General features: G+C 70.6%; 19 protein-coding genes and 1 pseudogene. 9 read left to right on the top strand and 11 right to left on the bottom strand.

Annotated features, from left to right (window positions below):
- The first annotated feature begins 591 nt into the window (after positions 1-591).
- The gene (locus ACZ6QQ_RS31670; protein ID WP_465881277.1) at positions 592-1,026 is read left to right on the top strand and encodes a hypothetical protein; all 435 of its coding nucleotides are present in this window, start codon (positions 592-594) and stop codon (positions 1,024-1,026) included.
- Between the two features lie 90 nt (positions 1,027-1,116).
- Positions 1,117-1,830 (top strand): VOC family protein, encoded by a 714-nt coding sequence (locus ACZ6QQ_RS31665; protein WP_465881276.1) that lies wholly within the window; start codon positions 1,117-1,119, stop codon positions 1,828-1,830.
- 126 nt (positions 1,831-1,956) lie between these two features.
- On the opposite strand, the gene ACZ6QQ_RS31660 is transcribed toward ACZ6QQ_RS31665, so the two are convergent.
- Positions 1,957-3,882, bottom strand: coding sequence for a xanthine dehydrogenase family protein molybdopterin-binding subunit (locus ACZ6QQ_RS31660; protein ID WP_465881275.1), 1,926 nt, complete (start codon positions 3,880-3,882; stop codon positions 1,957-1,959).
- A gap of 120 nt (positions 3,883-4,002) precedes the next feature.
- On the opposite strand from ACZ6QQ_RS31660, the pseudogene ACZ6QQ_RS31655 reads away from it, so the two are divergent.
- A pseudogene (locus ACZ6QQ_RS31655) lies at positions 4,003-4,203 on the top strand (NAD(P)-binding domain-containing protein); the annotation flags it as partial.
- On the opposite strand, the gene ACZ6QQ_RS31650 reads toward ACZ6QQ_RS31655, so the two are convergent.
- The 3 genes from ACZ6QQ_RS31650 to ACZ6QQ_RS31640 all read right to left on the bottom strand — a co-directional run bounded on the left by ACZ6QQ_RS31650 (position 4,104) and on the right by ACZ6QQ_RS31640 (position 8,545).
- Positions 4,104-4,523, bottom strand: a complete 420-nt coding sequence (locus ACZ6QQ_RS31650) for a hypothetical protein (RefSeq protein ID WP_465881274.1) — start codon at positions 4,521-4,523, stop codon at positions 4,104-4,106. The pseudogene ACZ6QQ_RS31655 and the gene ACZ6QQ_RS31650 sit on opposite strands and share 100 nt — an antisense overlap.
- Positions 4,477-6,927, bottom strand: coding sequence for an alpha/beta hydrolase family protein (locus ACZ6QQ_RS31645; RefSeq protein ID WP_465881272.1), 2,451 nt, complete (start codon positions 6,925-6,927; stop codon positions 4,477-4,479). Before ACZ6QQ_RS31645 ends, ACZ6QQ_RS31650 begins: the two co-directional genes overlap by 47 nt.
- 193 nt (positions 6,928-7,120) lie before the next feature.
- A complete protein-coding gene (locus ACZ6QQ_RS31640; protein WP_465881271.1) occupies positions 7,121-8,545 on the bottom strand; it encodes an aldehyde dehydrogenase family protein in 1,425 nt (474 codons plus the stop codon).
- A 157-nt stretch (positions 8,546-8,702) separates the two neighbouring features.
- On the opposite strand from ACZ6QQ_RS31640, the gene ACZ6QQ_RS31635 reads away from it, so the two are divergent.
- Positions 8,703-9,536 (top strand): helix-turn-helix transcriptional regulator, encoded by an 834-nt coding sequence (locus ACZ6QQ_RS31635; protein ID WP_465881270.1) that lies wholly within the window; start codon positions 8,703-8,705, stop codon positions 9,534-9,536.
- A gap of 101 nt (positions 9,537-9,637) precedes the next feature.
- Positions 9,638-10,888, top strand: a complete 1,251-nt coding sequence (locus tag ACZ6QQ_RS31630; RefSeq protein WP_465881269.1) for an MFS transporter — start codon at positions 9,638-9,640, stop codon at positions 10,886-10,888.
- 16 nt (positions 10,889-10,904) lie between these two features.
- Here ACZ6QQ_RS31630 and ACZ6QQ_RS31625 read toward each other — a convergent pair whose 3' ends face one another.
- Entirely contained in the window at positions 10,905-11,117 is a 213-nt protein-coding gene (locus ACZ6QQ_RS31625; RefSeq protein ID WP_465881268.1) for a ferredoxin, read from the bottom strand.
- Positions 11,114-12,334: a cytochrome P450 gene (locus tag ACZ6QQ_RS31620; protein WP_465881267.1), complete on the bottom strand. Its 1,221-nt coding sequence runs from the start codon at positions 12,332-12,334 to the stop codon at positions 11,114-11,116. The genes ACZ6QQ_RS31625 and ACZ6QQ_RS31620 overlap by 4 nt, the downstream gene beginning before the upstream one ends.
- A gap of 131 nt (positions 12,335-12,465) precedes the next feature.
- Here ACZ6QQ_RS31620 and ACZ6QQ_RS31615 point away from each other — a divergent pair, with 131 nt between their 5' ends.
- Positions 12,466-12,876 (top strand): alpha/beta hydrolase, encoded by a 411-nt coding sequence (locus tag ACZ6QQ_RS31615; protein WP_465881266.1) that lies wholly within the window; start codon positions 12,466-12,468, stop codon positions 12,874-12,876.
- Positions 12,877-12,882: 6 nt separating this feature from the next.
- Here the strand turns inward: ACZ6QQ_RS31615 and ACZ6QQ_RS31610 are convergent, their stop codons facing one another.
- The 3 genes from ACZ6QQ_RS31610 to ACZ6QQ_RS31600 form a co-directional block, all read right to left on the bottom strand.
- A complete protein-coding gene (locus ACZ6QQ_RS31610) occupies positions 12,883-13,833 on the bottom strand; it encodes a D-2-hydroxyacid dehydrogenase family protein (protein WP_465881264.1) in 951 nt (316 codons plus the stop codon).
- Positions 13,834-13,987: 154 nt separating this feature from the next.
- Positions 13,988-14,311, bottom strand: a complete 324-nt coding sequence (locus ACZ6QQ_RS31605) for an iron-sulfur cluster assembly accessory protein (RefSeq protein WP_465881263.1) — start codon at positions 14,309-14,311, stop codon at positions 13,988-13,990.
- Between the two features lie 132 nt (positions 14,312-14,443).
- Entirely contained in the window at positions 14,444-15,271 is an 828-nt protein-coding gene (locus ACZ6QQ_RS31600; RefSeq protein WP_465881262.1) for an SDR family oxidoreductase, read from the bottom strand.
- Between the two features lie 341 nt (positions 15,272-15,612).
- On the opposite strand from ACZ6QQ_RS31600, the gene ACZ6QQ_RS31595 reads away from it, so the two are divergent.
- Positions 15,613-16,131 (top strand): cupin domain-containing protein, encoded by a 519-nt coding sequence (locus ACZ6QQ_RS31595; protein WP_465881261.1) that lies wholly within the window; start codon positions 15,613-15,615, stop codon positions 16,129-16,131.
- Positions 16,132-16,245: 114 nt separating this feature from the next.
- On the opposite strand, the gene ACZ6QQ_RS31590 is transcribed toward ACZ6QQ_RS31595, so the two are convergent.
- Positions 16,246-16,890, bottom strand: a complete 645-nt coding sequence (locus tag ACZ6QQ_RS31590; protein ID WP_465881259.1) for a CG0192-related protein — start codon at positions 16,888-16,890, stop codon at positions 16,246-16,248.
- 158 nt (positions 16,891-17,048) lie between these two features.
- Between ACZ6QQ_RS31590 and ACZ6QQ_RS31585 the strand changes: the two genes are divergently transcribed.
- A complete protein-coding gene (locus ACZ6QQ_RS31585) occupies positions 17,049-17,765 on the top strand; it encodes a polyamine aminopropyltransferase (RefSeq protein ID WP_465881258.1) in 717 nt (238 codons plus the stop codon).
- A gap of 236 nt (positions 17,766-18,001) precedes the next feature.
- On the top strand, positions 18,002-19,864 hold the full coding sequence (locus ACZ6QQ_RS31580) for a S8 family peptidase (protein ID WP_465881257.1): 1,863 nt from the start codon (positions 18,002-18,004) through the stop codon (positions 19,862-19,864).
- 58 nt (positions 19,865-19,922) lie between these two features.
- Here the strand turns inward: ACZ6QQ_RS31580 and ACZ6QQ_RS31575 are convergent.
- Positions 19,923-20,017, bottom strand: a 95-nt coding sequence (locus ACZ6QQ_RS31575) for an elongation factor 1-alpha C-terminal domain-related protein (RefSeq protein WP_465878426.1), incomplete at its 5' end; no start/stop codon positions are given.

The following is a 20,017-nucleotide window of genomic DNA, read 5'->3' as shown; positions in this document are numbered from 1 at the left end:
TTGACCGGACGCCGCACAGTCCCCGTCGTGGTGGCGAAAATGGGTGCCCCTCGTGCAACAGGCGTGCAACTACGCAGGGCGCGAGCCGAGCTGGTGCACCGGGCCATCGATACCGGAAGCACCCCGGCCGGCTCGCGACCGCGGCGTCCACGGGGGCTGCGCCACCACCACAGCTGTGGTGGGTCGAAGCCGGAACTGCCGCTGTTGACAGTTCGTGACCCGCGACCGATGGCCGGGGGGAGCAGGGAATGCGACGGGCATGCGTCAAGGGTGGATTCCTGATCCTGGTCGGCTCGCCACATGTCGCGTGGGCATCGGATCTTGGTCGACTGCTGTCTTACCGGAAGCCTCACCTCACCTCGACTCCGGCCCTTCCGCATCCGCGGTGACCAGCGCCATCACGATGGAAAAGGCTCACTATGCCTGCCCCAGGCTCGTCGCGCGGATGCGGTGGTCGCACAGAACCCCGCCGACCGACGCCCACGTCCGGCCGCCGCCGCCCACCCGGACGGGGACGATTCGGGTGACCGGTGAGGACGGATGGCTGGATGGTCGGGTCCGTGGTCGCGGCGGCGTCCGTACCGTGCCGGTATGGCGCGCGACATCACGACAACCGCTCGGCGCATCAGGCTGGTCCGCCGGGCGGGTCCGGTGCTGCTCGGCCTGGTGGGCCTGATCTTCGTGGTGGTCGGAGCCGGGCTGCTGGTCAGCCAGACCTGGTCGCGGACCACCGGCACGGTGGGGGAGTGCACGACCCGGGTCGAGCGCACCGGCACGGGTTCGAGCAGCAGAAGCGTACGGACATGTGCGGTCACCTGGCAGGCCGACGGCGCGACGCGGAGCACGTCGATCGAACTCGGTGCGGCCGACGCCGTCCCGGGTCTGACCGTGGAACTGCGGGTCAACGGTGGCACCGCGGTCGCGGTCACGCCGGTGTGGGCGGGTGCGGCGACCGCCGGAGGCGGACTCGCGGCCGTCGTGGTCGCGGGCGTGCTGCTGGTACGAGCGCGGCGTACCACCGTCTGAGCCCGTGATGTCCGCTCCCGTCCGGATCCACCCTTGAATACGTCGCCGACCTGCCCGAACTTGTCGGAGGGCGGGGGCAGGATGGCGGGCATGACTGTGACAGGACGCCTGGAGGCCGTCGCACTCGACGCGCCGGACATCGAAAAGCTCGCCTCGTTCTACGCCGAACTCGCCGGTTGGGAGATCATCCGGAAGGAATCCGGCTGGATCACGGTGCGGACCGCCGACGGTCAGGAGGTCGGCTTCCAACTCGCCCCGGACCATGTCCCGCCCCGCTGGCCCAGCCAGGAGCAGCCGCAGCAGTTCCACCTCGACCTGCTGGTCGACGGCTACGAGGCGGCGGCGCTTCGGGCGGTCGAGCTGGGCGCGACCCGGCTGGCCGACGGCCCGACCTGGGTCACCCTCGCCGACCCGGCCGGGCACCCGTTCGACCTGTGCCAGCGTGACGGCGTCGGTCCGGCGATGGGGCTGTTCGCGGCGACGATCGACGCGCCCGACGCGCCGGCACTGGCCCGGTTCTACGCTGCCCTGCTCGGCATGGAGGTCACCTACGAGGGCCCCGAGGGCGCGCTCATCGCCGGCGACGGCCGCAGTGTGATGTTCCAGCAGGTGAGCGACTACCGGGCGCCGCGGTGGCCCGACCCGGCCCACCCGCAGCAGGCGCACCTGGACGTCCTCGTTGACGACCTCGACACCGGCGAGGCGTGGGCACTGGAGCTGGGCGCGTCGCGGTTGGACGGCGGCGGCGAGCGGTTCCGGGTGTTCGCCGATCCGGCCGGACACCCGTTCTGTCTCACCTGCTGACGGCTGCGGGCTCGTCCCGGGTGGCCGGTCCGGCGACCGGGGTGACACCGCTCGATCGGTGACGGAGCAGGTAGCGGCCGGTGTTGAACCCGGCCATGCCCCGTCCGGCGGGTTCGTGTCCCGCAGTCAGGCTGGTGCGGGCAGCAGCTTCTCCAGCCGGATGGGCAATTCCCTGATCCTGATCCCGGTGGCGTGGTGTACGGCGTTCGCGACGGCGGCGTTCACTCCGCTCGTGGCGAGTTCGCCGACGCCCTTGACCCCGAGTTCGTTGAGTGAATCGTCGGTCTCCGGAAAGATGATGATCTTGTGGTCGGTGATGTCGGCGTTCACCGGGAGGTGGTAGTCGGCGAGGTTGGTGTTCGTGTAACGGGCGTACCGGTCGTCGATGTCGGTGGCCTCGTACAGGGCCAGGGACGCGCCGAAGATCTGCGCACCCATCAGCTGGCTTTCGGCCGCCTTCGGGTTGATGATCCGTCCGGCCGAGTACGCCCCGACGATCCGGGGCAGGCGCACCTCACAGGTCTGCCGGTGGACCCGGACCTCCACGAACACCGCCCCGAACGAGCACTCGGCGCGGTCCGGCAACCGGTATCCGCCGCTGGGCACCAGCGTGCCCGAGTACAGCAGCTGCATCCCGTTGTGCGGCACTCCCCGGGGCAGGAACTCCGCGTACTCCTCGATGGCACCGCCGCCGTCGCCGGGTGCCACCTCGGCCTGACGTGCCCGGACCTGCTGGCACGCCTTCGCCACGGCGCTGCACACACTCGCGGTGGACATCGAGCCGCCGGCGATTGGCGCCGGCGGCAGGTCACTGTCGCCGAGGTCGACCGTGATCCGGTCCAGCGGCACCTCCAGCAGGTCCGAGACGGTGATCGCGATCGCGGTGCCGAGGCCGCCGCCGACGTCGTGTCCGCCGGTCTGCACCCGCACCCAGCCCTGCGGTGTCACCGTGATCCGGGCGCCGGCCGGTGCGGCGAACGTGGTGTGCGACATCGCGGCGCAGCCGTACCCGACCTGCCAGTCCCCGTCGACCATGCTGGTCGGCCTCGGGTCCCGGTCGGCCCAGCCGAAGGCGTCGGCGGCGGCGTCGAGGCACGCGACCAGGTTCCGCGAGGTGTAGCGGCGGCCGTTGACCGGCTCGACCATGGTGTCGTTGACCCGGCGCAGCTCGACCGGGTCCATGCCGAGGGCGTAACTCAGCTCGTCCCTCGCGGACTCGATCGCGAACAGGTACACCACCTCGGGCGGGCAGCGCATGAAGCCCGGTGTGTTGCGGTCCGCGTGCACCACGCTGACCGCCGAGCCCACGTTCGCGCAGTCGTACAGCCGGGTCGAGGATTCCGTACCGGCGACCTTGAAGGTGTCCGGTCGGCTGCTGATCTCCCAGCCCTTGTGGCTCAGGGCCAGCAGTCGACCGTCGCGGTCCGCGCCGAGCCGGACGTGCTGGCGGGTCTCGGCCCGGTACGTGGTGACGGTGAACCCCTGCGCCCGGGTGACCGCGAGCCGGACCGGGCGTTTGAGCCGCCGGGCGGCGAGCGCCACGATCGCGGTCCGCTGGTTGAGGAAGCCTCGGGACCCGAACGCGCCCCCGACGTACGGCGAGACGACGCGTACGTCGCCGGGGTCGATGTCGAGTTGCGTGGCCAGCCCGTTGCGGAACCCGGTCACGTTCCGGGACGACTCCCAGACCGTCAGCCGGGAACCGGTCCAGGTACACGTCGTGGTGAACAGCTCGATCGGGTTGTGGTGCTGGGTCGGGGTCCGGTACCACGCGTCGACGGTCACCCGGGCGTCGGCCTGCGCGCCGTCCGGGTCGCCCACGCCGTCGGTCTCGGCCGGGTCGGCCGTACCCGACCCTTGCTCGGAGCCGCCCCCGCCGGGCTGCTCGGCGGCCACGAAGTCGTCGTCGGCGAAGGTGGACTTCGGGGTCTCGACCGCGTAGTCGATCCGGAGTCGGCCGGCGGCGTCGCGAGCCTGCTCGAACGTCTCGCTCACCGACGACGGCGCGCGGATCTTCCGGGCCTCGACCGCCCCGCATTCCAGGGCCCTCAAGCGGCACTTCGGCGAGGCCCTGACGCCCGAGCAGATGGCGGCGCTCGCCGACATCCTGCGGGCGTTGCGGCAGCACCTGCACCCGGAACCGACCATCACCCGGTCCGACGGGGGACGATCATGACCGATGGCGCGTCCACCGTGGCACCGCTGCCGCGGATCGCGGTGCTCGGCGCGGGACACACCGGCCCGGTGATCGCGCGGGTCGCCATCGCCACCGGTTATCCCGTGACGATCGCGGCCTCCGGCGACCCCGCGCGGATCGCCCTCATCAGCCGGGTGCTGACGCCGGGAGCCGAGCCGCGCTGGGCCGCCGACGCCATCACCGACGCCGACATCGTGGTGCTGGCGATCCCGCTGCACAGGTTCGCGAGCTTCGACCCGGACCTGGTGGCCGGCAGGATCGCGTCGACGCCGGCCGCCTCCTCGAACCGGGCGGCCCCGTCTTCGGTGCCTCGCTGCGGCGGGCCGAGTTCGAACGGGCACTGGAAGCCGAAGCCGGTTAGCCGGACCGGCCCGCCGTGTACGCCGCCCGGCGGAGTGACCCGTCGTGGGGCCGGCGGACGGGCCCGACCCCACGACGCGGTCCACCCGTCAGGGGGTGTCGTCGTCGAGCACGGTGAGCCAGGCGAAGCCGTCACCGATCACGGCCCCGGTCGGCGCCGAGATGGTGATCTTGTATCGCAGCGACGCCGTGTTGACCGCCGTGTTGCCGACCAGCGGGATCTCGACCCTGGCCCCGGTCGCTCCCTTGGGGATGGTGACCGGGAACGAGGACAGTGGCACCTGCCCCGCCGAGGCGGACCCGCTCGCCGCCGTCTGGACCTGGACCGTCGCCGCGCTCCGGAGCCGCTCGTCGAGGGTGAGCCGCATCGTCGCGACGCCCGGCCCGGCGCCCTCGTTCACGGTCACGTCGGCGATGCTGATCTGTGCCGCCGAGGTGGCGCCACCGTTGCCGACGCCGGGGCTGTCGAAGGTGATGTCGGACAGGTAGGCGCCACCCGTGGGCGATGCCGGGCGTACGGTGACGAAGCGGACGTTACGTAGGTCCACCCCGCGCATCGCGTCGACCGGCAGGCGGACCGTACGCAGCCAGGTCTTGCCCAGCCGGCTGATCCCGTTCGGCGTGTTCGTCGAGGCCGGGAAGGGGTCGAGGGCGGGACTGACGGTTCCCACCCGTACCGTCGCCGAGCGGCCCGCCCAGTCGACCACCGCGACGTCGAGGTCGACGTCTCCCACCGCAGCCTCGTCCCGGGCGAGCCGGAAGGTGAGCGCGTCGTACTTGCGGACGTCCCGTTCGTCCGTCGGTACGGCCACCCGTACCTGCGGGGACACCGAGGTCGGACTCCAGCCCAGCCGGAGCACCGGGCTGGTCGGAACCGAGGTGGCGAAGGTGGCCGGCGTCCAGTGCGGGATCTTGGACGTCGCGGTCGTCGACGAGCACGGTGTGTCGCCGGTGAGGACCCGGCTGGCCACGCTGTAGCAGTACGCGCCCAGGTCGAAGCCCGACACCGAGACGTTGCCCGCCGGGCGCTCCAGCGGTGCGACATCCAGGCGGCGCGAACCGGGTGCCTGAGCCTGGGTGTAGACCTCCGCCCGACCGGCCGACGGTACGGTTCCGTCGGTGCCGTCGAACAGCGGCAGGAACGCGGTCTCCCCACCCTGTACGAGCCGGAAGAACCCGGCCATGTACGCCGTACCGACGGCACGCTGCTCGGCGCTGGTCAACCGGCTCGGGCTGGCGCTGCCGCACACCTCGTCGTTCGCCGGGGACCAGTCGTCGTTGGACGGCGAGACGGAGACACCCGGGGTCCACTCGGTGTTGAAGAAGTTGTGGTTGGCGCCCATGATCATGAGCGAGGAGCGCAGCACGTTGTCGTCCACCGAGTAGCGGGTGTCGTCGAAGAAGTGCTGACCCTGCTGGTTGGAGACATCACCGTCGCAGTACGGCAGCAGCACCGCCATCGGTACGTCCGGCAGGGTCGGCCGCCCGAAGTCGACGGGTGCGAGCGGCAGTACGGCGCGGATGCCGTACGGGTGCCGTTCCTCGGCGTTGAGCAGCGCGGCCTCCACCACACCCTCGCCACCGCGCGAGTGTCCCATCAGGCCGACGTTGCTCAGGTCCAGCCGGTCGGCGAGCGGGTGGCGGGACCGGGGCGCGCCCTTCGAGTCGTTCCACCGGGCCAGCTGGTCCAGGTGTCGCAGCACCAACTGTCCGCGAGCCAGCGCACCGTTGTCGTCGGTGTTGGTCGCGTCCTTGGCGTTGATGCCGTTGGCGCTGATCGACACCACCACGTAACCGTGGGTGGCCAGGGACTCGGCGGTCTCGGTGTAGCCGAGGTAGCTGTCGATCGGGATGAACCCGTCCAGGCACGGCCAGTTGCTGTTGTTGGTCTGCCGGGTGACGGGGTTGTAGCACGCCGAGTGGCGACCGTGCAGGAGGACCACCACCGGACGCTCGCCCTTCGCGCGGGCCGGGGCGTACACGGCGGCGCGCATCTCGACCGGGAGGTTGTCGAGACCGGACAGGGTGGTGGCGGTGTCGCCGAGGTCGTAGTCGAGCCGTTCGACGGCGTAGCGTCCCGGCGTGGCCGGGTCGGTGTAGACCGGTTTGCGCTTGTGCGGGCTCTTGCGGGTGGGCGGCGCCGGTGCGTGCCGCTGTGCCGACGGCAGCAGGTCGGGCACGACGCCGTTCCACCCGACGTCGACGCGTTCGGCGTCGGCGACGCCCGCGTCGGTGGTCTCCGTGGTCAGGGTGAGTCCGTCGGCGGACTCCCGCGCCGTACCGATGATGCGACCGTCCACGGCCAGCTCCGGTACGGCGTCCCGGACCGGTAGCGGTTCGTCGAGTCGCAGCTCGACCCGCCATCCGCCGTCCGGCAGGCTCTCGACGGTGAAGCCGTTCGAGCCGGCCGGTCCCTCGTTCGGTGCCGCGGCGGCGGGACCGGTGACCAGTCCGGGTACGGCGAGACAGCCGGCGAGTACGGCGGCGGACAGTGCGGCCACCGCTCGGGTTCGGCCGCGCGGTGGGACGAATCGGGCCATGTTCGATCTCCTCCTCGCGCTGTGGGGGGTCAGCGCGAGCGGACACTATGGACCGCCTGTTCCAAATGATCTCTGTTCGGTTAACGGGCGCGTTACCGATCTTCACAAGATCACCCAAGATCGACGCCGCGTGGCCCGGACGCCCGTACCGGGGAGCGACCGCGCGGCGGTGCGGTGGCTCCCCGGTGGCGGATCAGCGCTGGATGGACTTGGTCTCCAGGAACTCCTCCAGACCCTGCCGGCCGAACTCCCGGCCGTTGCCCGACTGCTTGTAACCTCCGAACGGGGCGAACGGGTTCCACTGGGCGCCGTTGATGTCGACCTGGCCCGTACGCAGCCGCCGGGCGATCGCCAGGGCGTGCTCGCTCTCGCCGAACACCCCCGAGGTGAGGCCGTACACCGTGCTGTTGGCGATCTCCACGGCCCGATCCTCGTCCGGGTACGCGATGATCGTCAGCACCGGGCCGAAGATCTCCTCCTGGGCGATCGCGGAGTCCGGGTCGACGTTCGCGAAGATCGTCGGTCGGACGTACGCGCCCTCGGTCAGCCCCTCCGGCCGACCCGGCCCGCCGAAGACGACGGTCGCGCCGTCGGCGATGCCCCGCTCGATGTAGCCGTCGACCTTCTGCCGGTGGGCCTCGGAGGACATCGGCCCGATCACGGTCGTCTCGTCCAGCGGATCGCCGACCCGGTATGTCGCGGCGGCGGCCACCGCCAGCTCGACGATCTCGTCGAGCCGGGATGCCGGGACCAGCATCCTCGGCCAGGCGCCGCAGACCTGGCCGCCGTTGGAGAAGGCCATCCGCACGCCCAACTCGACCGCCGGGCCCAGGTCGGCGCCGTCCAGGATGATGTTCGCCCCCTTGCCGCCGAGTTCCAACGCGACCCGTTTGACCGTTTCCGACGCGACCGCGGAGATCCGCCGGCCGGCCCGGGTGGAGCCGGTGAACGACACCATGTCGATGTCCGGGTGGGCCGAGATCGCCTCGCCGACCACCGGGCCGGTGCCGTACACGACGTTGAAGACCCCCGGCGGCAGTCCCGCGTCCCGGCTGACCTCGGCGAGGATCCGCGCGGTCAGCGGCGCGACCTCGGACGGCTTGAACACCATCGTGTTCCCCGCGACCAGCGCGGGCGCCAGCTTCGACACGATCTGCTGGAGCGGGAAGTTCCACGGCGTGATCGCCCCGACGACGCCGATCGGCTCGCGGACGATCAGGGAGTTCCCGACCTGTTCGGTCCACCCGAAGTCGGCGGCGAGCGCGGCGAAGGACTCCGCGACCGCGACCGGGAAACCGACCTGGGCGGTGCGGGACATGGTGATCGGTGAGCCCATCTCGGCGGTGATCGCGGTGGCGATCTCCTCCGCGCGGGACCGCAGGCCGGCGGCGATGCGCCGCAGCACGGCGGCCCGCTCGGCCGGGGCGGTCGCCGCCCAGCCGGCGAAGGCGGCCCGCGCGGCGGTCACCGCCCGGTCGACGTCGGCGGCGGTGCCGGCCGGCACCTCGGTGACGATCCTGCCGGTCGCCGGGTTCACCACCGGGGTGGTCCCGGCGGATCCGGCGACGGTCTCGCCGCCGATCCAGTGGGCGGGTACGGGGAAGGTTGCTGTGTCCATGCACCGACCGTGGCACCGTCACCCGGCGGCGACCATGTGCTCCCTATCCGGGTATCCGTAGTACCTGGACCCGGTCGGCGGGTGGTGCGAGCCTGGGGAACACCGGGGGCATCCGGTGCCGTTGACCAGGGCAGACACGACGAGGAGACCGAGGACCGTGGACCGTACCCGACTCGCCGACTTCCTCCGTACGCGGCGGGAGGCGCTTGCGCCGGAGGACGTGGGACTGCCACGCGGGCAGCGCCGACGTACCGGCGGGCTGCGCCGCGAGGAGGTCGCGGTGCTCTCCGACATGTCGGTCGACTACTACAGCCGGTTGGAACAGCGGCGCGGTCCCCACCCGTCCGAGCAGATGCTGGCCGCCCTCGCCCGTGGACTGCGGCTCTCGCTGGAGGAGCGGGACCACCTGTTCCAACTGGCCGGTTACGCCACCCCACGGCGAACCGTACGCGCGGAACACATCAATCCCGGCATGATGCGCATCTTCGACGGTCTGGAGGACGCCGCTGCCCAGGTGGTCAGCCACCTCGGTGAGACGCTGCGGCAGACCCGCCTGTCGGTGGCCCTGCTCGGCGACGAGGCCGCCTTCACGGGCCTCGCCCGCAGCAAGCACTACCGCTGGTTCACCGATCCGTCATCACGGTCGATCCACCCAGAAGAAGACCACACGGAACAGAGCCGCCTCATGGTGGCGAACCTTCACACCGCGTACACCCGTGACGGGGCGGACTCGCGCGCGGCGGCGATCGTCGACGCGCTGCTCCCGGTCAGCCCCGAGTTCGCGCAGCTGTGGCGGGCGCATCCGGTGGCCGGACCGTACTGCTCGCCCAAGCGGCTCCAGCACCCGCAACTCGGCCTGATCGAGCTGCACTGCCAGACCCTGGTCGACCCGGACCAGTCCCAGCTCCTGGTGGTCTACACCGCCGCACCGGGGACCGAGAGCTACCGGAAACTCCAGTTGCTGTCGGTCATCGGCGACCAGCGCGCCTGACCGCGCCCCGGCCTCCCGCACCGGCGCCTCGCCTCCGGCCGCCACGTTCGGGCGAATATGAGTATGTGATCGGGCAGGTCCGGACGTAGGGTGCTCACCTTGTGAACAAGGTGCTCGAGACGGTCGTACCGGTGCGGCTCACCCGCGGCTACCGCTGGCTGCTGGCCTCGTCCTGGGCGACGAACCTCGGTGACGGCGTCGCGGCCGCGGCCGGGCCGCTGCTGGTGGCGTCGCTGACCGACAACGCGTTCCTGGTGTCGCTGGCCGCGCTGCTGCGGTGGGCGCCGCCGCTGCTGTTCGGCCTCTACGCGGGCGTGCTCTCCGACCGGCTCGACCGGCGCCGGATCGTCATCGTCGCCGACGCGGCCCGGGTCCTGGTGCTCGCCGTCCTGGTCGTCGCGATGGTGACGGACCGGGTCTCGGTGGTGGTGGCGCTGGTGGCGCTGGGGCTGCTCTCCACCGCCGAGGTCTTCGCCGACAACACGACCACCACACTGACGCCGATGCTGGTGCACCGCGACGATCTGGCGCTGGCCAACTCCCGGTTGCAGACCGGCTTCATCACGCTCAACCAGCTCGCCGGACCGCCGATCGGTGCGGCCCTGTTCGCCGCCGGTGCGGCCTGGCCGTTCGTGACCGAGGCGGTGTTGGCGGCCGCCGGTGCGCTGCTGGTGTCCAGAGTGGTGCTGCCGGCGGCGGGAGACGGGGCGGCGGGCGCGCGGGCGGGCGTGTGGCGGGAGATGGTCGAGGGTTTCCGGTGGACCGTACGGCACCCGGCGGTCCGTACCCTGTGCCTGACGATTTTGATCTTCAACGTCACCTTCGGTGCGGCCTGGTCGGTGCTGGTGCTCTACGCCGAGCAGCGCCTGGGTCTGGGGGCCATCGGGTTCGGCCTACTCACCACCGTCTCGGCGGTCGGCGGCCTGCTGGGCACGGCGCTGTACGGGTGGATCACCCGGCGGGTGAGCCTGGGCAACGTGATGCGGGTCGGACTGGTCATCGAGACCGTCACCCACCTCGCCCTCGCCCTCACCACCGTGTGGTGGCTGGCCTCGCTGATCTTCTTCGTCTTCGGCGCCCACGCGTTCGTCTGGCACACCACCTCGGTCACGGTGCGACAGCGGGCGGTTCCCACCCAGTTGCAGGGTCGGGTGAACGGCATCAACACCATCAGCGTCTTCGGCGGTCTGGTCGTCGGCTCCGCCATCGGCGGCACGCTGGCCAGCCACTACGGCGTGACCGCACCCTTCTGGTTCGCGTTCGTCGGCTCGGCGCTCTTCGTGGTCCTGCTGTGGCGCGAACTGACCCGGATCGCCCACGCCGACGAGCGGTCCCCGGTGCCGGTCGGCTGAGTCCGCCCGGCGCGGCCTACTCCTCCAGTCGGATCGCACCGGCCGGGCAGAGGTCCGCCGCCCGCCGCAGCCGTACGGCGTACTCGGGCGCGGGTGCGGGCTGGTGCAGGACCACCAGCCCGTCCGCGTCGTCCTGGTCGAAGACCTCGGGCAGTGTCATCACGCAGTTGCCCGAGCCGCAGCAGCGTTCCCGGTCGACCGTGACGAGCACCCGGTGGGCGGCGGTCACCAGGTGACCGGCAGTTCGGTCAGCCCGTACACGACCGAGGTGGTCCGGCTCGGTATGTCGGCCGGGGTGGCGGTGGCCCGCAGGTCGGGGAAGCGCCGGGCCAGCTCGACCAGCGCGATCCGCAGTTCGGCGCGGGCGAGCGGCTGGCCGATGCACTGGTGTACGCCGAAGCCGAACGCGATGTGCTGGTGCGCCTGCCGGTCGAGGACGAAGTCCTCGGGGTCCCCGAACACGGCGTCGTCCCGGTTGGCGAGGGAGAGCATGGCGATCACGCCCTCGCCGGCCCGGACGAGGTGACCGCCGATCTCGACGTCCTCGGTGGCCAGCCGGGGCAGGCCGGTGCGCACGATGGTGAGGTATCGCAGCAGTTCCTCGACCAGTCCGGGCGCGCGCGTCGGATCGTCACGCAACGCGGCCAGGTGACCGGGGTGTTGCAGGAGCAGCAGCGTACTCAGGCCGATCATGTTCGCGGTGGTCTCGTGGCCGGCGATGAGCAGGAGCAGGGCCATCCCCACCAACTCGCCGACGGCCAGCTCGCCGGTGTTCACCCGCTCGTCGATCAGGCGGCTCAGCAGGTCCTCCGAGCGCTCCGAGGACTTCTGCTTCGCCTCGATCAGGGACCGCAGGTAGTCGCGGAGTTCCTGGACGGCGGTCGCGAGGTCCTCCGCCGAGGCGCTCTGGTCCAGCAGGATGTTGCTGCGTGTCTGGAAGAACGCGTGGTCCTGGTACGGCACCCCGAGCAGGTGGCAGATCACGATCGACGGCACCGGCAGGGCGAACGACCGCACCAGGTCGGCCGGGGGACCGGCGTCGCGCATGTCGTCGAGGGCCCGGTCCACGGTCTGCTGGATGAGCGGTTCGATCCGGCGAATGTTCTTGATCATGAATTCGGCGGTGAGCATGCGGCGCAGGCGGCTGTGCTCCTCGCCGTCCATCCGGATGAAGCCGCCCTGCCGGTCCTCGTCGGTCTCCGGCGGCACCGCCCGCAGCAGCGGGAAGTTGGGTCGACTGAAGTCGGCGCTGAACCCCGGGTGGCGGAGCACCTGGCGGACGTCCGCGTGCCGGGTGACCAGCCACGCCTGCTGGCCGGTGGGTAGCAGGACGGGGGTGAGCGGGGTGCCGATCGTCGCGCGGTCGGCCTCGGTCAGTGGAACGAACGGGCTTGCGGTGTTGACGAAGGGGAACAACGGCAGGTCGGTGGTCGTGGAGCCGGTCATCGACACCTCCCGGTGATTGCGCACCGTATTTACATCGCTCCGTTACGTTACCCATCGATTGTTCCCCCGACAAGGCCACCCGGCGTCGCCGTCCCCGGCGACGTTCCCGGATCGCCACGCTCGGCTTCTCGATGGGCGGCTACCGGGCCTGGCAGACGGCGGCGGTCTCGCCGCACGTCTCCGCCACGGTCTCGGTCTGCTGGATGACCACCCTGCGGGAGATGATGGTGGTCGGCAACAACACCCTGCGGGGTCAGTCCGCCTACTTCATGCTGCACCCGGGCCTGTACGAGCACCTCGACATCCCCGACGTGGCGAGCGTCGCCGCACCCCGCCCGGCGTTCTTCCGCAACGGCGAACTCGATCCGCTGTTCACCCCCGCCGGCACCACCGGGGCGTACGCGAAGATGCGCGCGGTCTGTCGCTCGCAGCACGCCGACGCGCGGCTGCGTACCACGCTCTGGCCGGGGCTGGGCCACGTCTTCAGCCCGGAGATGCAGAACGAGGCATTCGCCTGGTTGGACGGGTGGATGCGACGTTGAGCGTGGTCAGAGCACCCGTACCGGCTGCCCGGACAGGAACGCCTCGATGTCCTGGACGGCGTCGCCGAAGAACACCCGGTAGGTCTCCCGGGTGACGTAACCGAGGTGCGGCGTCAGGACGGTGTTCGGCGCCGTACGCAGCGGATGGTCGACCGGCAGCGGTTCGACGTCGAAGACGTCCAGTCCGGCCCCGGCGATCCAGCCCTCCCGCAGCGCGGTGACCAGGGCGGCCTCGTCGACGATCGGCCCACGGGAGGTGTTGACCAGGTACGCGTCCCGGCGCATCGACCGCAGTTCGGCCGCGCCGAACAGACCACGGGTCCGCTCGCCGAGCTGGAGGTGCACGGTCACGATCTCCGACCCGGTGAGCAGCTCTTCCTTCGACACCGCGCGTACGCCCAGCTCCGCCGCCCGCTCGGCCCGCAGATGCTGGCTCCAGGCCACCACGTCCATCCCGAACGCCCGGCCGACGGCGGCCACCTGGGCGCCCATCCGGCCCAGGCCGACCACGCCGAGGGTGTGACCGGCCAGGTCACCGCCGACCGTGCGCTGCCAGCCGCCGGTACGCACCCGTTCGTGTTCGGCCGGGATCCGGCGTACCAGGGCCAGGATGAGACCCCAGGTGAGTTCGGCGGTGCCGGTGGCCACGCCCCGGGTCCCGGTCACGGTGACGCCCCGCCGCGCTGCCGCCGCCAGGTCGATGGCGACGTTCGACATGCCGGTCGTGACCAGCAGCCGCAGCCGGGGGAGCCGGTCGAGGACGGCCGCGGGGAAGGCGGTGCGCTCCCGCATCGCGACCACGATCTCGACGTCCGCGAGCCGCCGTACGAGTTCGTCGACGTCGTCCACGTGGTCGGTGAAGACCTCCAGTTCGATCCCGTCGCCGAGCCGGTCCCAGTCGCCGAACTCGCGCGCCACGTCCTGGTAGTCGTCGAGCACCGCCACCCGAACCGTCATTCCCGCCTCCCGCACCGTCGCTACCCGACGACCCACCGCCGCCGTCGTGCACCAATCCGTACCCGATCATGGCATGGGTCGGGCCCGACCCGGCGGCTTCCACTCGGTCCCGGGCCGGGCAGGGGCGGCGTTCTGCGGGTCGCGGCGATGACCGTCACGGGGCCGGGTTCGGGCCCGATGGCCACACCGCGCCGTCGGTATCCCGGTTCGTGAACGCGAACTGCACCATGTCCTGCTCGTCGACGCTGACGTCGAGCGCCTTGTCGGCGAGCAGCCGCGCCGCCTGCTGGTCGAGGAACAGCCGGGCGCCCAGGTTGTCGACCACCTGGTCGTCCTGGTCCGGCTGCTCCGTGATGGCGACCAGCAGGGAGTCGTCCGACGGATCGTGGCTGATGCGCAGTCCGCCGGTCTGCGGTACGCCCTGCTGCGCGGTCAGGTCTCGGATCGCCATCACCGCGTTATCGGTCAAGACCAGCATCGACAACTCCTCCGGTTCGTCCGCTAGGCAACCCGGTTACCGATTCCCGTGACTGCCCTGCGTGCATACCCGTTGCCGGGCGGAGGAACCGGAGGAGGTGGGGGGCGTGGCTGCGAAGCGGTTCGCGTACGGTCAGGCAGCCGTGTGGTGGCCGGCCCCGATGACGTCGTCGTACTCCTTGAGGCGTGCGGCGTACGCCGGGCTCAGGAAGGACTCCGCGTCGGGGCCCACCGGTAGCCGCAGCGGTGGCTTCTCCATCCTGCTCAGACGCCAGACGACGGTGGCGAACAGTTCGGGGGAGTTGATCGCCTCGGCCTGGTTCATGTTGCGCACCCCGCCGAGGGTTCCCTCGGTGACCGGCGTGTAGTCCTCGACGCGCCGGTTCGGCAGGACCAGGGCACTGCCGTACCCGGTGGCGAAGCCTCCCGGCTGGAGAATGGTCACCTTCACGCCGAGATGGGCGGCCTCGCTCGCCAGCGACTCGGCCACCCCTTCGAGCGCGAACTTGCTCGCGTTGTACGCGGACAGGCCGGGAAACACCACCGTACCGGCGACCGAGCCCACGAACATGGCGTGTCCGGACTGCTGTGCCCGCCACAGCGGCAATACCGCCCGGGTCAGTCGCCAGGGCCCGAAGACGTTGGTGTCGAACTGTGCCGCCAGTTCTGCGTCTGAAACCTCCTCCACCGTGCCGAACTGTCCGTACGCGGCGTTGTTGACCAGTATGTCGATGCCGCCGAAGGTCGCCACCGCCAGATCGACCGCCGCCCGGCACTGCGCCTCGTCACCCACGTCCAACCCGGTGGCGACCACGTTGTCCGGGTATTTCTCGACCAGGTCGGCCAGGGTTGCGGGGCGGCGGGCGGTGGCCACCACCTGGTCCCCTTCGGCCGCGAGCCGGGCCGCGAGCGCTCTGCCGAGACCACTCGAACACCCCGTGATGAGCCAACGCTTTGTCATGACCACATTCGTCCAATCTCGACAGACGTTTTCCGGAAAACAGCCTGGCAGAATGAAACATGTGGGTGAAGTGCCATTTCCTGTCGACTATGTGACAGCGTCTGTGTCTTTCGATTGATCGAGGCGATTCGCTGTGCTGCGTACTGACAACGTAAGGAATGCCCGACATCGGGTTGAATGCGGACCCGGGGCGTCGTCGGGCGAACCGACGGGCCTGCCTCCTAGGTCAACAGTAGGCCGGGACCGGGCGGCGTCGCGTTTCGGTTCCGCAAGACGGGTAAGTAGGCCAGGAAGCGGATGATGAGGTCCGCCAGTTGCTTCGCCGTGATGGGAGACAGGGCATGAACGGTTCCGCCATCCCGCCCGACAACCCCACCCGTACCCTCGTGCGCGCCCGCCCCGACGACCCCGCCCTGCCGCACGTCGCCATCGCCGGCGACACCTACACGATCCTCGTAGCCGGCGAGCAGACCGCCGGACGGTACTGCCTGATCGACATGCGGATCCCTCCCGGTGGCGGGCCAGCTCCCCACCGGCACGACTTCGAGGAGATGTTCACCGTGCTCGACGGCGCCGTCGAGTTCACCTTCCGGGGCGAGAAGACCGTGGCGAGAGCCGGAGAGACCGTGAACATCCCGGCGAACGCGCCGCACTTCTTCCGCAACTCGTCCGACCGGCCAGCGCACATGCTCTGCATGTGCACCCCGGCCGGGCAGGACGAGTTCTTCCTGCGAATCGGAGACCGGGTGGACGGCCCGACGGCACCGGCGCCGGAGCTCGACGCCGCGGGGCAGGACGAGCGGAGGGCGCGTGCCGGCCAGTTGGCGGCCGAGTACCGGACCGAGTTGTTGACGCCCTGACGGTTTCTCCGGGTCGGTACAGGGCCGGCAGGGTGGGATCGCGGCAGCATCCCGCGTCCGTCGGTCAGCCGGCGGCAGGATCCCCCGGCCGTACCCGGCCGACGTCCGCGCCGGTCAGGCGGTGATGCCGGCGTAGGCCAGGGTCAGCGGGTCCGGTTGGCCGTCCCACGTACCGGTCAGGGCCGGACCGGCCGGCCGGTCGCCGCCATCGGGGCGACGGACGACGATGAGCCGCACCTGACCCGACCCGATCAGGGTGACGTCGTCTCCGTCCGTCACCTCGGTGCGGGTCCCACCGGCTGCGGTGGGGACGTCGGCACTCCGGGTGCCGCTGCCCGCGACGACCATGCTGGGATCGCGCCGTTCGAGCCGGCCGTCGATCTCCATGAACTCCTCCGCCTGCCCGCCTCCGGTGCGCAGCGCGCTCGCCAGCGTCGCGACGTAGACCGGATCCCCGCACCCGTCGTACACCCAGCGCCGGCCGAGGACCGAATGCTCGGCGGTACCGATCAACCAGCGCTCGCCGCCGTCCAGCGGCGCGCCGCGGTAGGTGAGCGGAACCTGGTGTACGGGCGAGTCACCGGCGCGGACGAGGAACGTCTCCACCCCGACCTCGCCCGCGGGATCGTCGAAGCGGTAGGCCGCCACCCGGACGATCTCGGCACCCGCCGACCCCCGGTACCACCGGCGACCGGGCAGCCACGTCGCCAGGAGTTCGAGTTTCGTGGGGTGCAGGACGGCTCGGTGCAGCAATGCCATGATCCAGATGGTATCGGCCGGGTCGGGTCCCGGCTTCGTCACCGTGCCGGTCCGACCGGCGACAGGGCGGGCCCTGTATGGTGCAGCAATTCGTCCCGGTCCGGTGACCTGGGAACTTGCGGGCCGCTGGCAGTGCCGACCAGAGGAGAGTGCTGCGGGTGGGTGCGCGTTTCGAGGAACTCGACTGGCGCGAGACGGAGATCGGCGCGATCAGTCTGCGGCGCCGGTTCGACCCGTCGCTGCGGGTGGAGGTGTACGAGGTCAAGCTCGACGACGAGTTCCTCATGTCCAGCCTGTTCACCGTGGCCGAGGTCGAACTCGCCCGGCTCGGCCTGGCCGAACTGTCCGGCGACGACCTCGACGTGATCGTCGGTGGCCTCGGGCTCGGCTACACCGCGCGGGCGGCGCTGGAGGATCGACGGGTGCGCTCGCTGACCGTGGTGGAGGCGCTCGGCGCGGTCATCGGCTGGCACCGGGACGCCCTGCTGCCGTACGCCGCCGAGCTGACCTCGGATCCCCGGACCCGAATGGTGCACGGGGACTTCTTCGCCCTGGCCGCGAGTGACGGCGGGTTCGACGTCGACGCGCCCGGTCGCCGGTTCGACGCCGTCCTGCTGGACATCGACCATTCGCCACGTCAGGTCCTGCACCCCGGCAACGCCGCCTTCTACACCGCCGACGGGCTGCGGCGGCTTGCCGGGCGGCTGCGGCCGGGGGGTGTGTTCGGGCTCTGGTCGAACGATCCGCCCGACGAGGATTTCACCGCCGTGCTCGACGAGGTGTTCGCCACGACGAAGGCGCACGTGGTCAGTTTTCCCAATCCGTTGCAGGGACGACTGTCCACCAACACCGTTTACGTTTCCCGGCTGGCATAACCCGCTCATGCCGATACCGGGCCGTCGCGGATAGGCGGCCGTGGCCGGTAATTTCCATCTCTGCCATCAGTTGTCACGACGAATCGCCATACCCTGACGATCATCCGTCGAATGGTATGGACAAAATTGCATCTGTGATTTTCTCCCGACCCTGAGTAATCTCATCGTGATTGGTCATCATCGATCCATCGTCGTGGGCGAGTGGACGACGGGTGACGATCGGAGGGGAGGGGAGAATGAATCTCCCGAAAAGATCACTTCTAGTGGGCGCCGCCGCGATGCTGCTACTGACAGCCGCCGCGCCGGCCGTGGCGGCACAGCCGGAAGGCACGATTCGCAGTGCGGGTGGTGCCACGGCTGTCGCCGACAGCTACATCGTGGTGTTCAAGGACAGTTCGGTGAGCCGGACCCAGGTCGGCGCCACCGCCGGAGCGCTGGCGGGTAAGCACGGCGGGACGGTCGCCCGGACCTACTCCGCCGCGCTGCGCGGCTTCGAGATCACCGTCGGTGCCAAGGCCGCGGCCCGGATCGCGGCACACCCCGACGTCGCGTACGTCGAGCAGAACCACACCGTACGGATCTCCGGCACCCAACCGAACCCACCGTCCTGGGGCCTGGACCGGGTCGACCAGCGCAATCTGCCGCTGGACAGCTCGTACACCTACCCGAACACCGCGACAAACGTGCACGCGTACATCATCGACACGGGCATCCTGTTCGGTCACAACGACTTCGGTGGCCGGGCCGTCACCGGCTACGACGCCGTCGACGGCGGGTCGGCCGACGACTGCAACGGCCACGGTACGCACGTCGCCGGCACCGTCGGCGGCACCGCGTACGGCATCGCCAAGGGCGTCCGGCTGGTCGGCGTACGAGTGCTGAACTGCTCCGGCAGCGGCACCAACGCCGGTGTGATCGGTGGCGTCGACTGGGTGACCGCGAACGCGGTCAAGCCGGCCGTGGCGAACATGAGCCTCGGTGGCGGCGCCAACGCCTCGCTCGACACGGCGGTCCGCAACTCGATCAACTCGGGTGTGACCTACGGTCTCGCCGCGGGCAACGACAACGGCGGCAACGCCTGCAACACCTCGCCGGCCCGGACCGCGGAGGCGATCACGGTCGGCTCGACCACGAACACCGACGCCCGGTCATCCTTCTCCAACATCGGCACCTGCCTGGACATCTTCGCCCCGGGCTCGTCGATCACGTCGGCCTGGTACACCAGCAACACCGCGACCAACACCATCAGCGGCACGTCGATGGCCACCCCGCACGTGGTCGGCGCCGCCGCCCTGGTCGCCTCCGCCAACCCCACCTGGACCCCGCAGCAGGTCCGGGACTACCTGGTCAACAACGCCACCAACAACGTGGTGACCAACCCGGGCACCGGGTCCCCGAACAAGCTGCTCTACGTGGTCAACGACGGCACCCCGCCGGCGAACGACTTCTCGGTCGGGGTCTCGCCGACGGCCGGCTCGACCGCGCCGGGCGGCTCGGTCAGCGCCACCGTCAGCACCGCGACCACCAGCGGCTCGGCCCAGTCGGTGAGCCTCTCGGCGAGCGGCCTGCCGGCGGGCGCCACCGCGTCGTTCAGCCCGGCCACGGTCACCTCGGGCGGCTCGTCCGCGCTGACCATCGCCACCTCGGCGAGCACGCCGTCCGGCACCTACAGCGTCAGTGTCATCGGCACCGGCACCGCCGGTACGCGCAGCGCCACGTACTCGCTGACGGTGACCGGCTCGGGTGGCGGCGGCTGTTCGGGCACCAACGGCACCGATGTGGCGATCCCGGACAGCAACACGGCGGTGAGCAGCAGCATCGTCATCGCCGGCTGTGACCGGAACGCCTCCTCGGCGTCGACGGTGGCGGTCAACATCGTGCACACCTTCCGGGGCGACCTGATCATCGACCTGGTGGCCCCGGACGGTACGGCGTACCGGCTGAAGAGCCAGAGCTTCTTCGACGGCGCCGACAACGTCGACACCACCTACACCACGAACCTCTCCAGCGAGGCGGCGAACGGCACCTGGTCGCTCCGGGTCCGGGACGTCTTCGCCGGTGACACCGGCTACATCAACACCTGGACCCTCACCCTCTGACCGACGGCGAAGATGGCCCCCTCCCGGTGACGGGAGGGGGCCATCTTCCGTTGACGCCTCAGTGGGTGTCGACGATCATGCCGGCGGCGATGGTGCGGTTGGTGGTTTCGTCGATGAGGATGAAGCCGCCGGTGGTGCGGTTGCGGCGGTATT

Source organism: Micromonospora sp. NPDC049529, from assembly GCF_055586685.1.
Note: the sequence above shows the minus strand (reverse complement) of the source record. Positions and strands in the feature narration are given on the sequence as shown.

Excerpts from the sequence above, each read along its gene's own strand:
- ACZ6QQ_RS31670 (WP_465881277.1), top strand. The coding sequence starts at position 592 with ATGGCGCGCGACATCACGACAACCGCTCGGCGCATCAGGCTGGTCCGC.
- ACZ6QQ_RS31665 (WP_465881276.1), top strand. The coding sequence starts at position 1,117 with ATGACTGTGACAGGACGCCTGGAGGCCGTCGCACTCGACGCGCCGGAC.
- ACZ6QQ_RS31645 (WP_465881272.1), bottom strand. The coding sequence starts at position 6,927 with ATGGCCCGATTCGTCCCACCGCGCGGCCGAACCCGAGCGGTGGCCGCA.
- ACZ6QQ_RS31640 (WP_465881271.1), bottom strand. The coding sequence starts at position 8,545 with ATGGACACAGCAACCTTCCCCGTACCCGCCCACTGGATCGGCGGCGAG.
- ACZ6QQ_RS31620 (WP_465881267.1), bottom strand. The coding sequence starts at position 12,334 with ATGACCGGCTCCACGACCACCGACCTGCCGTTGTTCCCCTTCGTCAAC.
- ACZ6QQ_RS31615 (WP_465881266.1), top strand. The coding sequence starts at position 12,466 with ATGGGCGGCTACCGGGCCTGGCAGACGGCGGCGGTCTCGCCGCACGTC.
- ACZ6QQ_RS31610 (WP_465881264.1), bottom strand. The coding sequence starts at position 13,833 with ATGACGGTTCGGGTGGCGGTGCTCGACGACTACCAGGACGTGGCGCGC.
- ACZ6QQ_RS31605 (WP_465881263.1), bottom strand. The coding sequence starts at position 14,311 with ATGCTGGTCTTGACCGATAACGCGGTGATGGCGATCCGAGACCTGACC.
- ACZ6QQ_RS31600 (WP_465881262.1), bottom strand. The coding sequence starts at position 15,271 with ATGACAAAGCGTTGGCTCATCACGGGGTGTTCGAGTGGTCTCGGCAGA.
- ACZ6QQ_RS31595 (WP_465881261.1), top strand. The coding sequence starts at position 15,613 with ATGAACGGTTCCGCCATCCCGCCCGACAACCCCACCCGTACCCTCGTG.
- ACZ6QQ_RS31590 (WP_465881259.1), bottom strand. The coding sequence starts at position 16,890 with ATGGCATTGCTGCACCGAGCCGTCCTGCACCCCACGAAACTCGAACTC.
- ACZ6QQ_RS31580 (WP_465881257.1), top strand. The coding sequence starts at position 18,002 with ATGAATCTCCCGAAAAGATCACTTCTAGTGGGCGCCGCCGCGATGCTG.